Source organism: Ignatzschineria sp. F8392, from assembly GCF_002252045.1.
Classification (GTDB): domain Bacteria; phylum Pseudomonadota; class Gammaproteobacteria; order Cardiobacteriales; family Wohlfahrtiimonadaceae; genus Ignatzschineria.
Window position 1 is genome coordinate 1 of sequence record NZ_NEFF01000006.1, and the last position, 16,427, is coordinate 16,427.

The following is a 16,427-nucleotide window of genomic DNA, read 5'->3' on the forward strand; positions in this document are numbered from 1 at the left end:
AGAACCACCATCGCCAGCGCCTGGTTTATCACCACCCGTTGAGCCACCATCACCTACACCTGGTTTATCGCCACCTGTAGAACCACCATCACCTACACCTGGTTTATCATCACCCGTTGAGCCACCATCGCCTACGCCTGGTTTATCGCCACTCGTAGAACCACCATCGCCTACGCCTGGTTTATCGCCACCCGTTGAGCCACCATCATCTACACCTGGCTTATCGTCACCGGTAGAACCACCATCGCCTACGCCTGGTTTATCGTCACCGGTAGAACCACCATCGCCTGCGCCTGGTTTATCACCACCCGTAGAACCACCATCACCTACGCCTGGTTTATCATCACCCGTAGAACCACCATCGCCTGCACCTGGTTTATCGCCACCTGTAGAACCACCATCACCTACACCTGGTTTATCGCCACTCGTAGAACCACCATCACCAGCGCCTGGTTTATCGCCACCCGTAGAACCACCTTCAGTTAAAGGTGAGTCTCCATTACTTACCTCTTCTTTCTTTGAAACAGCACCATCACTATCACTACTCGATGATAATGCAGCAACAAGCCCACCAGCAGCCACTCCTCCTGCTAAAAGAGGTAACCATGGAATGCCGTTATCATCTTCAAAAAGAACATCCGAATGAATGTCATCATGAAGAACAAAGAAATTCTCAATAACGATGACTTGCCCATTTTTGAGCTTCAAAACAAGGTTATTACCCTCTTGGATAAACTCAGCAACATCGGCACGATATAGTCCTGTGTGAACAACAGAGGCATCATGCAACACAATTTTGGAGCCATTAACGGTCATTTCGTTAGATGATTTTTTATTAACAACTAAGAATGTTGAGCTAGACATAATCTGGAACCTTGATTTTTTAATTACTGAGGAAGGATAATAAATAGGTTTAAAATCGGCATGCTACATACAACTAATGATGAGAGAACACTATTTATCGGCCTAAATTTCGAGCAAAGAAGGGCAACTTAAAGAAGCTACTTCTTTAACTAAGTGTTTTTAAGTGAGTTTAATTATATTTACAAAATAAAGACGAATACTAACCATTATTTATATATTATAGGTGCAATTTTAAATATATTCTATTAATATAAATTAAATTAAAATCATTTAATAATAGCCGACTTATTAGCTAATTTAAAACCAAATATTATTGGGCATTTGAGCTATAGAGTGGCTTTAACGTGTTTTTAATAATAAAAGGTTTACCTTTAAAATCTACGGACAATATATAGTCCTGATAATATTGACCATCATTAACTTGTAAAGTCATATCATAGATAGAACTCTGCCCTAAGCAGTTTTCCACCCGAAAACTATAGTCTCCTGGACTTAAGTAATATTGCTGGTGTTCATTAATTAAATAACTACCCACCTTTTGCCCATTAATATAGAGTTCAATCGGGCAACTACTCTCTGTTAACTGACCGTTACCACCAATTTTTCTATCTCTTTCAACATTTATAAGAAGCTTATCTGAGGATTCACCCTCGAGTGGTGGATGATAATCAATTGCGGCATTAGCGACAGCCAAAAAAACCATAAACACAGAAGTAAAAACCGCTCTAACAATTGACTTTAAAAAAATATTTCTCATAAATTTATATAATAAGCTCGGGCAACATAAAAAAAGCGACATAAAATAACTTGCTCAGTATATATACAGATAATATATGTGTCAATAATCATAAATAATTGTATAGAGCCCAAATACCAGCATTATTAATGGTTTTCAATGTTTTCTATTCCAAAAATAGATTGGCTAATAAAATAAAAAATAATCATATTATAAATACAAAATAAAAGCCTCGTAAGTTTACGAGGCTTCGATAAAATAGACTGTATAGGACTATTAAATATCTAAATTTCCGACCATCTGTGCATTTTCTTCGATAAATTCACGACGAGGTTCAACTTCATCCCCCATCAACATGGTGAAGACTTCATCCGCCTTAACCGCATCTTCAACTTTAACCTGCAGAAGCCTGCGAGAATCTGGATCCATTGTTGTTTCCCATAGCTGCTCGGCATTCATCTCTCCAAGGCCTTTATAGCGGGAGACTTGTTGTCCTTTTTTAGCCTCATCAATCAACCAGTCTAAACCTTGTTTAAAGCCACTAATCTTAAAGCGTTTTTCACCACGCTGCACAAAAGCACCCGGTTGAATAAGCGCGTGTAATTCAGTTGCGAGAATAGCGATCTCTTGATATTCATTTGAGTTAATAAAGCGAGCATCAATGAGATATTTATCAGTGATATTGTAACGCTCACCCAAAATAGTGATCTCTTTTGCTTCAGGATTTGCAACTACTCGGTAATTTACTGCCCCTTCAGAGATATCTCGTTGTAACTCTGTCTCTAACATCTTAGCCCAATCAGCGGCATCGGCTGTCGCTAGCATCTCTTCTGTTAATGCCGGCATTTCAAGTAGATGATAGAGAACCTCTTCCGGCACCCGATGTCCAATACGATGAATAATATGTTCAACCTTCATCAGTTGCTTCGCTAGAGACTCCATCACAACAGAAGAGATTGCCGGCGCATCACTACTTGGATGCATAGAACCATTCTCTAAAGCAGTATTTAAGAAGTAGAGAGCTAATTCATTATCATCTTTAATATAGGTCTCTTGTCTTCCCCGCTTAACTTTATAAAGCGGTGGTTGTGCAATATAGATATGACCACGCTCAACAAGCTCACGCATTTGACGATAGAAGAAAGTCAAAAGAAGTGTACGGATATGTGCACCATCAACGTCAGCATCCGTCATAATAACGATACGGTGATAACGTAACTTATCAGGGTCAAATTCATCACGACCAATTCCGCAACCAAGCGCTGTAATTAGAGTGCCAATCTCGGCAGAACCGATCATTCGATCAAATCTCGCGCGCTCTACGTTTAAGATCTTCCCTTTCAAAGGAAGAATTGCTTGGAATTTACGGCTGCGCCCCTGCTTTGCAGATCCCCCCGCCGAGTCCCCTTCCACAATAAAGAGCTCTGATTTTGCAGGATCTTTTTCTTGACAATCTGCAAGCTTTCCAGGTAATCCTGCGATATCAAGTGCGCTCTTTCTTCGAGTGTTTTCTCTCGCTTTTCTAGCAGCTTCACGCGCCATCGCCGCATCGATAATTTTTGAGGTAATCGCTTTAGCATCTTCAGGACGTTCTAAAAGAAATTCCTCTAAACGCTCTGCTAAGATACTATCAACCACAGGACGCACTTCACTCGAAACTAACTTCTCTTTTGTCTGTGAAGAGAATTTAGGCCCCGGAATCTTCACAGAGATAATTGCCGTTAAACCTTCACGCGCATCATCGCCTGTTGTGGCAACTTTTGTTTTCTTTAAAAGCCCTTCCTCTTGCATATAGCGGTTAAGCGTTCTTGTCATTGCCGCTCTAAAACCGGCAAGATGCGTTCCACCATCACTTTGAGGGATATTATTGGTATAACAGAAAACACTCTCTTGATAACCATCAGTCCATTGAAGAGAGATCTCAACACTAATATTATCTTTTTGACAATTACAATAGAAAATTTGAGGATGGATCTTATTACGGTTTTTGTTAATCAGCTCAACATAGGCCTTAATTCCACCTTCATATTGAAAAACATCTTCTCGATCATCTCGCTCATCACGCAGAGTAATACGAATTCCTGAATTAAGGAATGCAAGCTCTCTTAGCCGCTTATAGAGCGTATCATAATCAAAATCAATATTATTGAAGACCTCTTTACTCGGCTTGAAATAGACCGTCGTTCCCGTTTTATCTGTCTCTCCGATCTCTCTTAAGGGGTAATCAGGATCCCCCAAAGTGTATTCCTGCTCATGAATTTTACCATGTTTATAGATGGTTAATTTCAACTTTGAAGAGAGTGCATTGACAACAGAAACCCCAACACCATGTAGACCGCCGGAGATAGCATTATCTTCAAACTTTCCTCCAGCATGAAGCACCGTCATCACAACCTGCGCTGATGACACCCCTTCCTCAGGATGAATCTCAACAGGAATACCACGGCCGTTATCCGTTACTGTTATAGAATTATCAACATGAATTGTGATGCTGATATCGTCACAATGCCCCGCTAATGCCTCATCAATCGCATTATCAAGAACTTCAAACACCATATGATGAAGACCGGTACCATCATCGGTATCTCCAATATACATTCCAGGGCGCTTACGAACAGCATCTAACCCTCTTAAAACCTTGATACTTGGAGATTGACTTTCAGTTGTCATTCACAATACCTCTTTATTGATTCTGATAAAACTTTTATAAAACTCATAAATCTTTATAAATCTTTATTAACCCTTACGAGTCTCGATAAACCTTTATAGATCTTTATGAGCAATGCAATATCAATTAACAAATTAATAGATATGCAATCTGCTGTTATAAAATTCTATAAAGCCCTATCAAACTCTATAAAGTTTACGTCATACAATTTCGATGCAACTTCAATGCAAATCAATATAAATTCAATACAAGCCTGTTTTCTTAAACCGATCAAAATTGAATGAAAATTTATAAGTCTTTTATAATAATCCTGTAATAATTTCGTAGTAAAGCCCCATAAATTGAGAATAAGAATAAAATTATTTTATGATTCAATTGACAGTAACTTACTACCCATTTTTCCTTGTAATAGCTCTCGATTATACCATTTTTTGCGCAATCCCGTCATTAAGTTGATAGTAACTTCTTTCTGAGATCAGAGTAGGATCGGTTAACTCAGGAAACTCATCTGCCTCTAAGCAAGTCACAAAGAGTTGCGATTTTTGGGCGATTAATTCCTCAAGAAGAATACGTCGCTTCTCTTGATCAAGTTCTGCGGTTAAATCATCCATTAAGAGAATCGTTGAAGCATTTTGAAGTTGCTGATGTAACTGAATTTGTGAAAGCATCAGCGCAATCGTTGCCAGCTTAATTTCACCACGTGATAGATGTTGTGTCACAATTCGTCCATTGCAACGTAGCGTGAAATCTCCTCGATGAGGACCTATCCGAGTAAAGGTCATCTGCCGATCCCGCTCTCTTGCCGTAAAGAGCTCCTCTTGCAATGCCCCTTCTGTAAATCCTGAAAGGTAATCTAAACGCCAAGTGGCATCTTGATCAATAAGCCTTCCTAACAATAGAACAACTGAAGGAGTAATCTCCTCCACAAATCTCCGACGATAACCATTTAATATCTCCCCTGATTCTGCTAATTCCAATTCAATGCTATTTAAAACAGCATTGGAGTAGCCCCCTTTTAGAGCTGCATTGCGTTGAGAGAGTGCCTTATCATAGCGTTGCCAGATACTGTGATAGAGATCGTAATTTTGAAATAATCCCCAATCCATAAATTGCCGGCGAGCTTTCGGCTCTGCCATCAACTGTGTGCCGGTATCAGGCCCTAAAAAGAGCATCGGCAATAGTTTTGCAAGATGAGATCGACGCCGAATATTCTCACCATCTTGGCGAACGATTAACTCCGTTTTTGTTCGCTCAAGCCCTAAGCGAGAAGTCGAGACCCCATCTAAAGAGCGAAGCTCAGCAATAGCGCGAAGATAATCCGCTCCTTCACAGATCGCTTGATTGATACGGGAAGTTCTAAAGGAGTGGGTTTGGGATAAAAAGTAGAGCGCCTCAAGTAGTGAGGTCTTACCTGATGCATTTTTTCCGACAATTAAATTAAATTGCGAGTCAAAATTAAACTTTTGACTCGCTAAATGTCTAAAATTTTCAACTTGTAAAGATTGAATAATCACTCTGAGTTAGAGTCTCATCGGCATAACAACATAACTGACACCATTACTATCTGAGTTCTGAATCAGACAACTTGAGTTAATGGCCGTAAAGCTTAAACGAACCATATCATCATCGAGGGCTTTTAGCGCATCGATCAGATATCCCACATTAAAGGCTGTTGTGAAGGTTTCCCCTTGGTAATTCACCTCAACCTCCTCCTCTGCTTGCTCCTGCTCAGGATTATTAACCTGTAATTTTAGAAGATAATCAGAAACGGTAAAACGAATACCGCGGAATTTATCTTGAGACAAGACGGATGCACGATTAAGCCCTTCGATCAATCCGACCCGATCCGCCACAATAATTTTATCCCCTAATGGAGGAACAACACGCTTATAATCAGGGAACTTGCCATCGATCAGTTTTGTTGTAAAGACAATACTTCCTAGCTCTACACGCAGATGATTTTCGCTGAGCTCTAAATGAACCGGTGCCGATTCATTCTCAATCAGCTTGAGTAACTCTTCGACCCCTTTTCGAGGGATGATCAGCTGCTTTTGCATCTCAGAGCTCTCAGGTAATTGGAGATAAGAGACAGAGAGACGATGCCCATCCGTTGCAACAGCATTGAGCTCTGTATCATTAACATCTAGCAATAGACCATTTAAGAAGTATCGCACATCGGAAACGGCCATAGAGAAAGCAACCTTTTCAATCAGGCGACGAAACTCATTTTTCGGCAGAGTTAAGGTCTTCTCAAACTCTAAATGATCCGATACCGGATACTCATCGACCGGTAAGCAACTTAAGGTAAATCGTGAACGGCCCGCAGTGATAATTGCTCGCAGATTATCAACCTCAATCTGCACTTCAATGCCCTCTGGCAACGCTTTTAAAATATCAAATAGCTTTCTTGCCGGGAATGTAATGGCGCCCTGCTCAACAGGGATATGGGGAAATGAGCAAGTTAACTCAATCTCCAAATCAGTGGTAGTGAGCGTAATCTCATCATCACTCGCAACACATTTAACATTCGCTAAAATGGGAAGCGTCTGCGTTCTATCAATTACACCGATGATCGCCTGCAGAGGCTTCATCAACTGTTCTCTTTGAATAACTAACTTCATAGGTCCTCTTTTAGTCTCTTCTTGGGTGAGCGATAGATATCGACGTTAACCAATATCTTTCTGAAATCGTCTCACATAAGATGTCGCTCACTATTACAGATCTGAAATTTTGCAGATATTGATCTTCAAAATTATAGCATGATATTTAAGAGCTTGCTATTGGTAAAAGCAAGTAGAAATCAGCGATCTCAAGCGATAGCCACTAATTATCTTGCTCTACCAGACTTATCCACAAACTTGTTAACAACCTCATTAATCGCAATTTTTTATTACCATCTTCTATTACCATTTAATAGCCGTGAATTTAACCCTTCATGCCTCAATTCCTTAATGCCTTTATGCCTTAATGTAATGGCTTTCTATAAACCTTCTTTCAAATACCGATCCTTTAAAGTGACATATTGTTTTGCAGAGAGATAGAGCCCTTCAATCTCCTCTTCACTCAATACCTTAATTCTTCGTGCCGGCGCCCCTACCCAGACTTCACCACTTCTCACAACTTTTCCTGGCGCTAAGAGCGCACCAGCCCCTAAAATACTGTGCGGCTCTACCCGTGAACCTTCGAGTAAAATAGCGCGCATACCGATCAAAACCCCATCTCCAATGGTACAACCATGCAACATAGCGCCATGTCCAACTGTGACATCATTACCAATAATAGTAGGATATCCATCAGGAGGATTTGCACCAGGATTGGTCACATGGATTATAGATCCATCCTGAATATTGGTTCGATCACCAATCACAACACGATTAACATCGGCACGAATCACAACTCCCGGCCAGATTGAGACATCTTCTCCTAACGCAACATCACCAATAATGGTTGAACTTGAGTGAACCCAACTCTTCTGCCCTATTTTCGGTGTCATTCCCTCAAATGTAATAATATTCTCTGCCACTAAATTCTCTGCCATTAACCTATCTCCTAGACTACAACTTTTTTACACTTCAATTTTGTACCCATCATCATGAGCACTAAAGAATTCTGATGAACGATCTATTCAGCATCAATCATTAAGTACCGAACATTAAGTACTGATCATTCAGTATCACTATTACGAATGATTATTTAGTGAATGATATTCGTGAATGATCATTGTCATTCTATAACAATTCATTCTATAGTAATTTGAGCAACCAAAAATATTAATAAACGCACCATCGAGCGTTAACAGAAATATTCGATCATCAAAATCATGTATGGAATTATGGAATAGAGAATGAAGAAGAGTGTTACATCCGAAGAGAAGATCTCCCAAAATGAGCAGATTACAACTGAAGAATCATCAACAACTGACCCCTTAGCCCCCCATAGAGCGGCTATCGACAAGATTGATGCAGAAATTTTGCACCTCCTGAATGAACGCGCTAAAGAGGCAAAAGCGATCGGCGATATTAAGATCGCAAGTGGTGATAGTGAAATGTATCGCCCGGAGAGAGAAGCTCAAGTTCTAAAGAGTAAAATGGCAGCAAATCCAGGGCCTATTCCAGATATCGATATTGCCCGTCTCTTTCGCGAGATTATGTCTGTCTGTCTCTCATTAGAGAAACCGCTCAATATTGCTTACTTAGGCCCGGAAGGAACCTTTACTGAAGAGGCAACCATTAAACACTTCGGCGGTGCGGCGAAACGCCTTCCCATTCGAACGATCGATGAGATCTTTCATGCCGTAGAGTCAGGAAAGTTTGATTTTGGTGTTGTTCCCATTGAAAACTCAACGGAAGGAGCAGTGAATCAGACTCTCGACTGCTTCCCCACCTCAAATGTCTATATCTGTGGTGAAACAGAGTTAAAGATCCACCAAAACTTAATGTCCCATGAATCTGAGCTACAATCGATCAAGACTGTTTATGCTCATCCACAATCCTTAGCTCAATGTCGCTCCTGGCTCGATGAGTATCTTCCTCATGCAGAGCGTATCGCTACAAACTCCAATGCCGGTGCAGTTCAACGCGCCAATAACGAATCGGGAACTGCAGCCTTAGGAGGGAAGCAAGCGGCTGAAGTCTACGGCGTCCCCATATTGGAAAAAAATATTGAAGATAATCTCACCAATAGTACGCGGTTTCTAATTATCGGCACAAAACGTATCCCACCAAGTGGTAATGATAAGACAACGATACTTGTCTCGGCCAATGATCGCCCCGGCTTGTTGCTCCATCTAATTGCGCCACTCTCAAAGTACAATATTACAATGACACGCATTGAGTCCCGCCCCTCTAAAAATAGCAATTGGAGCTATATCTTCTTTATCGATGTTTTAGGACATTTTGAGGAACATGGCTTAAAATTAGCTTTAAAAGAGATTGAAGAGGTCTCCTCTTTCTTTAAGGTATTGGGATCCTATCCCGTTGCTCTCTACTGATAACAGTAAGCTCAATTAGTTCGATAGAGGGAATAGATATAGAGGAGATAGATAAATAGCCCATGGTAAATAGATATCTATCAATTGCTGGTTTCAATAAACTGAAATCTTCATAATGATAGAATAGTAAGCAGTTATAGTAAAAATTTAGCGTGAAGGTCGGTACTTACCGGCCTTTTTGATCTTTTAGATTTTCCTCTTATCACCCTATCAACTCTTCCCGAAAGGGCGTTGTATTACAATAAGGAATACTTCATGGAAAAAATTTCACTTCCTAAACCAGATATTGTCTTTATCAAAAATCTTCAACTCGATATCATTATCGGCATCTATCCCCATGAACGCACGAACCCTCAACCCATTACCCTCAATCTTGAGATGGAATGGAATAACCGCCCTGCAGCAAATAGTGATGATATTACTCTGACGCTCGACTATGAAAAGGTGAGTAATTACATTAAAGATTTTGCCAAAAACTCCTCCTTTCAACTCGTAGAGACCTTTACTGAACTATTAGCTAAAAAACTGATCGAAGAATTTAATATTCCGGCATTAACGATCGAGCTCAATAAGCTTCAAGCAATTGAACAGACAGATGCTGTCGGCGTTAAGATCTACCGAGAAAAAGGGCACTATCTCACCGCGGCGCTCAGCGAGTAGAAAACTCGCCATCATTAACAGTAAATAATTCACAGTAAATAAAAATAAAATAGACAAAATAAGCACAATAAACACAATAAAGAGGCTCATTTTTCAATGAGCCTCCTAATATGCAATCTGGCGATTTATTAACGTTATTTCTTATCGTTAACGTTTATAACGCGTAATATCGAGTCCTTCAGTGCTGATCTCAGGTGTTTCGCCTGCAATCAAATCACTCACATAACGACCACATCCTGCCGCCATGGTCCAACCTAGCGTTCCGTGACCGATATTTAAGAAGAGATTATCATATTTTGCACGACCTAAAATAGGCGTTCCATCAGGTGTTGCCGGTCTTAAACCGGTCCAGAAAATCCCCTCTGGAATATCTCCCCCTTCTGGATAGAGATCTTTTGTCACAAACTCCAATGTCTCGCGACGACGAGGATCAAGACTCAAGTCATACCCCATTACTTCTGCCATACCGCCGACACGAATACGCTCATCAAAACGGGTGATCGCAATTTTATAAGTCTCATCTAAAATTGTAGACTTAGGCGCCATATCAGGATTTGTGATAGGGATTGTGAGCGAATATCCTTTCAAAGGATAAACAGGAATCTCAATACCGATCGGCGCTAACTTCTCTGCACCATAACTTCCTAAACAGACCGCATAAGCATCTGCCGTTAAGCGCTCACCATCAACAATAACGCCGGTTACTTTCTTCCCATCGACTTCGATCTTATCCACAATCGAGCCAAACTTAAATTCTACACCTAATGCTTTAGCTTTCTCTGCAAGGCGACTTGTGTAGAGGTAGCAATCTCCCGTTTCATCATTAGGAAGACGTAATCCGCCTGCCAACTTATCAACGGTCTTCGCTAATGCAGGTTCTACCGCAACAATACCATCACGATCGAGAACTTCATAAGGGACATTAAACTCTTCTAATACCGCGATATCGCTCTTAATCGCTTCCATCTGTTTTTCTGTTCTTAAGAGCTGAGTTGTTCCCAAAGTTCTCTCTTCATAATGAAGATCGATCTCCGCGCGCAATGCTTTTAAGCAATCACGGCTATACTCAGAGATCCGCACCATACGCGCCTTATTGATCGCATAACTCTTCTCATTACAATTTAAGAAGAGATCCCACATCCACTTATACTGCTTCAAACTAGAAGTTGGACGAATTGCCAAAGGTGCATGCTTACTCTGCATAAGCCATTTAATCGCTTTCATTGGGATTCCCGGCGCCGCCCATGGGGATGCATAACCCGGTGAGATCTGCCCCGCATTACCGTAGCTTGTTTCGAGTCCTGCGCCATCCTGTCGATCAACAACGGTGACTTTAAAACCTTTTTTAGCTAAAAAATATGCGAGTGAGGTGCCAACAGCACCGCTTCCTAATACCAATACTTGCATGATTACATGCCCCTCCTAGGCTCTAGTAAATACGCTTTGACTTTCATCTTTCTCTTTTTATGCTTATAATAATCTCTTTTTGAGATACTACATACATAATGCTTTTGTGAAGAGATCATTATACAGAGTTCTCAAAATTAGCTTAAAAATTTGCCGTAATAGTTGACTTAAGCCTATGAACAAAAGCTAGCTGTTGTGCGCTATTTCCCACAATTTTAGGAATTCTGATCAATGTCTTTTGATACATTATTAACCGCTTTTCAAACAATCCTTTGGGACTATCTGCTAGTCTACCTGCTTTGTGGTACCGGGATTCTCTACACCTTTCTCCTAAAAGGGATTCAGGTTCGAAAATTTAAGAGCGCCCTAAAGACCTTAATTGCCAAGTTCTCCCTCTCAGGAAAACGAGCAGATAAGAAGGGAATGAGCTCATTTCAAGCGGTATCAACCGCCATTGCAGGACAGGTAGGAACGGGGAATCTCGCAGGACCGGCAACAGCAATTATCGCCGGTGGGCCAGGAGCCCTCTTCTGGATGTGGGTCTCCTCCTTTTTTGGAATGGCGACCATCTATGCAGAAGCCATTTTAGCGCAAAAATATCGCACCTATGATCGTACAGGACAGATTGTAGGAGGCCCTGCTTACTATATTGAGAAAGGGTTAGGTATCAAATGGCTTGCCATTCTCTTTGCCATCTTCATCATTCTGGCGCTCGGCATTATTGGCAATATGGTGCAGTCAAACTCGATTGCATCGGCCTTTGAAAAGTCACTCTCGATTCCCACTTGGATCACGGCACTTGTAGTTTCACTGCTCGTTGCCTTCGTTATTATTGGTGGGATTCGCAATATTGCCGCCTTTACTGAAAAAGTTGTCCCTTCAATGGCCTTCTTCTACCTTCTAGGAGCTATCATCGTCTTAGGCCTCAATTATCAATATATCTTCCCGGCATTAAAGATGATTGTTATTGCCGCTTTCAATCCTGAAGCGGTTTTAGGAGGTGGTGCTGGAATTGCGATTCAGCAAGCAATGCGCTTAGGTATTGCACGAGGGCTCTTCTCAAATGAAGCGGGAATGGGTTCAACCCCTCATGCTCATGCAGTAGCAAAGGTTAAAACGCCCGAAGAGCAAGGTTATATTGCCATGATGGGGGTCTTTGTTGTCGGCATTATCGTAACTCTGACAGGTCTTGTGATTATTACCTCAGGGATACGAGGCTGGGAAGCCTCAATGAGTGACAATCCCTCCTTTCTCTCCTTCTTTGACGGTCACGGTACCGGCATTACCATCACCCAATATGCCTATGAGATGGTATTTGGCTCTATCGGAGGCATCTTTATCGCAATCTCCCTACTCTTTTTTGCCTTCTCAACCATTATTGGCTGGTACTACTATGCCGAAACAAATGTTCGCTATCTCTTTAAGAGTCGCGCAGCGGTTCCCATCTTTCAATTGATTGCTGTTATCGGTATCTTCTGTGCAGCCTTTATCCATGTCGATATTGTCTGGCAGATGGCGGATCTCTTTAACGGTTTAATGGTGCTTCCTAATATCACAGCACTCCTACTTCTTGCGCCCATAGTGGTCCTCGAAACAACAGGGCTTGCTTGGCACAATATCCCACTATTTGGGAAATTGGGTAAAAAGAAAATATAAAAAAGAAGCGTACAGAGAACAACAAATAGGAACAATGAATAAGAGCAACGAATAAGAAAGAGAGAGAGAGATTGAGATCTTGATCATCGCTGTTGCAAAATAAATCAGAGGATCTATTATCAGTAATAAGTTTTCGTCCCGCTTTTACCACCTAGAAGGATATTAAATATGAAACCTCTCTCTATCGGCTTAGTCGCCCACGATGCAAAGAAAAAGCTCTTAGTCGATTGGATCGGAGATTATCTCCCCTACTTTAGACAACATAATCTCTACGCAACAGGAACTACCGGATCCCATATTTTAGAGGCGTATCCCGATCTCTCTTTAACAAGATTGAAGAGCGGTCCTCTCGGAGGCGACCAACAATTAGGATCAATGATCTGTACTGATAAACTCGATATGTTGATCTTCTTTACAGATGCCTTAACGCCAATGCCCCATGATGTTGATGTTAAAGCATTGATTCGCCTCTCAACGCTCTACAATATTCCGATTGCTTGTAATACCGCAACGGCAAGCCTCTTGATGCAAGCAGTCTTAATCGACAATGATTACGATCATCAATTAGAAGATCAGAATCACTAGTTACGATATGCGCATTGGGTGCACATTGGGGCGTAAGCCCCTTTTTTAAGAGTAATCAATCGCTCAAAAGAGAAGAAACATCATCATAAAAAGCGCTATTTGAATGGTAGGGTCATCATCTTTAATGATCATTGACTCTACCGTTCGATAGCGCTTCTTTTATTGACGACTCACGAGAGAATTCTTTCAGACAAGTCGATCAGTCATAAGTCGATCAATCATCTCCTATTAAGAGAGTGCATGAAAGAGAAAGTTTTAATAGAGTCCCGGCTGTGGCAAGAGTGCTTTAATGGTAGATATCACACCTAACCCTAGCTCCCGCATCATCTTACTCAATGGATCCTCTTTCTCTGTAAAATCGATCAATGCCGGCGCTTGCCACTCTCTAGCCACTGAAGCGGCTGAACCTAAACCATCGATCAATCCTAGGGAGAGCGCCTGCTCTCCATTCCAAACAAGACCACTATAGAGTAGCGGATTATCAGCATCTTTTAATCGAGAACCGCGCCCCTCTTTCACTGCGGTAATAAATTGTTGATGGACACCATCGAGTACCTCTTTCCAAAACTCTGTCTCAACAGGATTTTGGGGTGAAAAGGGATCGAGAAAAGCTTTATATTCACCTGATGTATAGAGCCTACGCTCAATACCGATCTTATCCATCAACTCGACAAAACCAAAGCTCGCCGCAGTCACCCCGATCGATCCCACTAAACTCGCTTTATCTGCATAGATCTGATCTGCAGCAGCCGCAATATAGTAAGCTCCCGAAGCGCCAATATCTTCAATCACGGCAAAAAGCTTCTTATGAGGATAGAGCGCACGAAGACGATTAATCTCATCATAGACATAACCGCTCTGTACCGGAGATCCTCCCCCTGAGTTGATTCGCAATATAATTCCGACAGCTTTGGGATCTTGATAAGCTTTCCCTAGTGCTGATATCAATCTTGCAGCGCTTGCATCACTATTTTCAGCAATAATCCCCTTTAGATCGATTACCGCACTATAACGATCGAGAACACGCCCCTCTGAATCAACCTTAATCGCTCCGCTTTCGATCGATCTTCCGGCAAAAAAGAGTAAGACCATTAATAGAAAGAGGGTACCAAAGAGCAATCGGAAAAAGATGGTCCAACGTCTCTTTCTCCGGGCCTCGACAGTTGCATTGTTGAGGGCATTAGCTAACGCCTCTGTTAAGTGTGAGGAATCAAGGGTTCCTCCTCCATTATTATTATGCCCATGACTATTGCCGCTATGACCTTGTCCGCTCTGATAGCCACCTTCTAGCGCCTCTCGATCTAGCGCTGGAATATGATTGATCGATTCTCTACTCATCTCTTCTCTCCCTATTTGGCAAAAACCCTTACTGCCGAGCAATAAGGGTTCTCTTATCAATTTTGATTCTATCCATCATCGGGCATCAACCTATGATACCGATAACATAATACCGATAACATATTAGTGGCGTGGCAATTTACCTTTGAGTGAGCGCATCATCTTTCTAACACCGCCCCCTTTAAATTGCTTCATCATCCGTTGCATCTGATCAAACTCTTTTAAAAGTTTATGGACTTCTTGAATATTGACACCTGCACCATCAGCGATCCGTTTACGACGTGGCGCTTTAATCAATTTATGATCGGCTCTCTCTGCCGGCGTCATGGAGTTAATAATGGCAATCTTCTGAACAAAGATCTTATCGTCCACTTTCCCTTTAGCTTTCTCCGCAATATCACCCATTCCCGGCAATTTGGTCAGTAACGTATTGATGCCTCCCATATTGAGCATCTGCTCCATCTGTGCTTTGAAGTCATTGAGATCGAGGCCTTCCCCTTTCTTAAATTTCTTCGTGATCCGCTCAGCTTCTTCTCGGTCAACTTTAGCTTCCATCTCTTCAACTAAAGAGAGCACATCTCCCATATCTAAAATACGAGATGCTAGACGATCGGGGTGGAAAGGTTCTAATGCTTCAAGCTTTTCACCAACTCCCAAGAATTTAATAGGCTTTTGGGTAATATGACGAATCGAAAGAGCCGCACCACCACGCGCATCACCATCGATCTTTGTCAGAACAACACCCGTTAAAGGGAGCGCATCATTAAAGGCTTTTGCCGTGTTTGCAGCATCTTGCCCTGTCATACTATCGACGACAAAGAGGGTCTCGATAGGATTGAGCACTTGATGGATCTCTTGAATCTCGGTCATGAGCGTCTCATCAATATGGAGTCGACCTGCGGTATCCACAATTAAGACATCCGCATTCATCAATTTTGCACTCTCTAACGCACGACGCGCAATCTCTTGTGGTTTTTCATCTCCCGTTGAGGGGATAAACTCTGCACCCACCTGCCCAGCCACCTTTCGTAGCTGCTCAATCGCCGCAGGACGATAGACGTCCGCACTCACAACGGCGACTTTTTTACGCTCACGCTCTTTAAGATAACGCGCTAATTTACCAACACTTGTGGTTTTACCCGCCCCTTGAAGACCTGCCATTAATATTACTGCCGGCGGCTGTGTCTGCAGGTTTAAGGTTTCATTACTCTCGCCCATAATATTGATGAGCTCTTCATGAACCACTTTCACAAAAACTTGCCCAGGGTTTAAACTCTCGATCACTTCACGACCAACAGCACGCTCTTTCACCTGGTTAATAAACTCACGAACCACAGGCAACGCAACGTCCGCCTCTAAAAGCGCCATACGGACTTCACGCAGAGCATCTTGAATATTACTCTCTGTTAATCTCGCCTGCCCTCTAAGGGAACGCATTGTTTGTCTTAAACGACCACTTAAATTTTCAAACATAAAAACCCTTTTTAGCTTTTATTTATAATTCTTATCAATTTTCTAGTAAA

Annotated in this window: 13 protein-coding genes; 4 read left to right on the plus strand and 9 right to left on the minus strand. The window is 41.7% G+C overall.

Annotated elements, in window-relative coordinates; translation table 11 throughout:
• The 6 genes from B9T19_RS08970 to B9T19_RS08995 form a co-directional block, all read right to left on the minus strand.
• On the minus strand, positions 1-864 hold an 864-nt coding region (locus tag B9T19_RS08970), incomplete at its 3' end, for a BapA prefix-like domain-containing protein (RefSeq protein ID WP_094568298.1).
• 310 nt (positions 865-1,174) lie between these two features.
• Positions 1,175-1,621, minus strand: coding sequence for a hypothetical protein (locus B9T19_RS08975; RefSeq protein WP_158214391.1), 447 nt, complete (start codon positions 1,619-1,621; stop codon positions 1,175-1,177).
• A gap of 255 nt (positions 1,622-1,876) precedes the next feature.
• Positions 1,877-4,270: a DNA topoisomerase (ATP-hydrolyzing) subunit B gene (gyrB, locus tag B9T19_RS08980; protein WP_094568300.1), complete on the minus strand. Its 2,394-nt coding sequence runs from the start codon at positions 4,268-4,270 to the stop codon at positions 1,877-1,879.
• A gap of 417 nt (positions 4,271-4,687) precedes the next feature.
• A complete protein-coding gene (locus tag B9T19_RS08985) occupies positions 4,688-5,782 on the minus strand; it encodes a DNA replication/repair protein RecF (protein WP_094568301.1) in 1,095 nt (364 codons plus the stop codon).
• A gap of 6 nt (positions 5,783-5,788) precedes the next feature.
• A complete protein-coding gene (dnaN, locus tag B9T19_RS08990) occupies positions 5,789-6,889 on the minus strand; it encodes a DNA polymerase III subunit beta (RefSeq protein ID WP_094568302.1) in 1,101 nt (366 codons plus the stop codon).
• Between the two features lie 359 nt (positions 6,890-7,248).
• Positions 7,249-7,761 (minus strand): gamma carbonic anhydrase family protein, encoded by a 513-nt coding sequence (locus tag B9T19_RS08995; protein WP_094568367.1) that lies wholly within the window; start codon positions 7,759-7,761, stop codon positions 7,249-7,251.
• A gap of 351 nt (positions 7,762-8,112) precedes the next feature.
• Between B9T19_RS08995 and pheA the strand changes: the two genes are divergently transcribed.
• Together pheA and folB are read left to right on the plus strand one after the other, a co-directional pair.
• Positions 8,113-9,258 carry a prephenate dehydratase gene (pheA, locus tag B9T19_RS09000; protein ID WP_094568303.1) on the plus strand — a complete coding sequence of 382 codons (1,146 nt, stop codon included), beginning with the start codon at positions 8,113-8,115 and terminating at the stop codon, positions 9,256-9,258.
• Positions 9,259-9,513: 255 nt separating this feature from the next.
• Complete coding sequence (gene folB, locus B9T19_RS09005) at positions 9,514-9,918, plus strand: dihydroneopterin aldolase (protein WP_094568304.1); 405 nt, start codon at positions 9,514-9,516, stop codon at positions 9,916-9,918.
• A gap of 147 nt (positions 9,919-10,065) precedes the next feature.
• Here folB and B9T19_RS09010 read toward each other — a convergent pair whose 3' ends face one another.
• Positions 10,066-11,325: a D-amino acid dehydrogenase gene (locus tag B9T19_RS09010; protein ID WP_094568305.1), complete on the minus strand. Its 1,260-nt coding sequence runs from the start codon at positions 11,323-11,325 to the stop codon at positions 10,066-10,068.
• A 231-nt stretch (positions 11,326-11,556) separates the two neighbouring features.
• Between B9T19_RS09010 and B9T19_RS09015 the strand changes: the two genes are divergently transcribed.
• Together B9T19_RS09015 and B9T19_RS09020 are read left to right on the plus strand one after the other, a co-directional pair.
• Positions 11,557-12,981: a sodium:alanine symporter family protein gene (locus B9T19_RS09015; protein ID WP_094568306.1), complete on the plus strand. Its 1,425-nt coding sequence runs from the start codon at positions 11,557-11,559 to the stop codon at positions 12,979-12,981.
• 168 nt (positions 12,982-13,149) lie between these two features.
• Positions 13,150-13,566: a methylglyoxal synthase gene (locus B9T19_RS09020; protein WP_094568307.1), complete on the plus strand. Its 417-nt coding sequence runs from the start codon at positions 13,150-13,152 to the stop codon at positions 13,564-13,566.
• Positions 13,567-13,821: 255 nt separating this feature from the next.
• On the opposite strand, the gene B9T19_RS09025 is transcribed toward B9T19_RS09020, so the two are convergent.
• Positions 13,822-14,904, minus strand: a complete 1,083-nt coding sequence (locus tag B9T19_RS09025; protein WP_094568308.1) for a S49 family peptidase — start codon at positions 14,902-14,904, stop codon at positions 13,822-13,824.
• Positions 14,905-15,027: 123 nt separating this feature from the next.
• The gene (gene ffh / locus B9T19_RS09030) at positions 15,028-16,377 is read right to left on the minus strand and encodes a signal recognition particle protein (protein WP_094568309.1); all 1,350 of its coding nucleotides are present in this window, start codon (positions 16,375-16,377) and stop codon (positions 15,028-15,030) included.
• Between the last annotated feature and the right edge of the window lie 50 nt (positions 16,378-16,427).

Bases quoted from the DNA above. Each gene is read 5' to 3' on its own strand.
- B9T19_RS08975 (WP_158214391.1), bottom strand. From the start codon at position 1,621: ATGAGAAATATTTTTTTAAAGTCAATTGTTAGAGCGGTTTTTACTTCT.
- B9T19_RS09025 (WP_094568308.1), bottom strand. From the start codon at position 14,904: ATGAGTAGAGAATCGATCAATCATATTCCAGCGCTAGATCGAGAGGCG.
- B9T19_RS09015 (WP_094568306.1), top strand. From the start codon at position 11,557: ATGTCTTTTGATACATTATTAACCGCTTTTCAAACAATCCTTTGGGAC.
- ffh (WP_094568309.1), bottom strand. From the start codon at position 16,377: ATGTTTGAAAATTTAAGTGGTCGTTTAAGACAAACAATGCGTTCCCTT.
- pheA (WP_094568303.1), top strand. From the start codon at position 8,113: ATGAAGAAGAGTGTTACATCCGAAGAGAAGATCTCCCAAAATGAGCAG.
- dnaN (WP_094568302.1), bottom strand. From the start codon at position 6,889: ATGAAGTTAGTTATTCAAAGAGAACAGTTGATGAAGCCTCTGCAGGCG.
- B9T19_RS09020 (WP_094568307.1), top strand. From the start codon at position 13,150: ATGAAACCTCTCTCTATCGGCTTAGTCGCCCACGATGCAAAGAAAAAG.
- gyrB (WP_094568300.1), bottom strand. From the start codon at position 4,270: ATGACAACTGAAAGTCAATCTCCAAGTATCAAGGTTTTAAGAGGGTTA.
- folB (WP_094568304.1), top strand. From the start codon at position 9,514: ATGGAAAAAATTTCACTTCCTAAACCAGATATTGTCTTTATCAAAAAT.
- B9T19_RS08995 (WP_094568367.1), bottom strand. From the start codon at position 7,761: ATGACACCGAAAATAGGGCAGAAGAGTTGGGTTCACTCAAGTTCAACC.
- B9T19_RS09010 (WP_094568305.1), bottom strand. From the start codon at position 11,325: ATGCAAGTATTGGTATTAGGAAGCGGTGCTGTTGGCACCTCACTCGCA.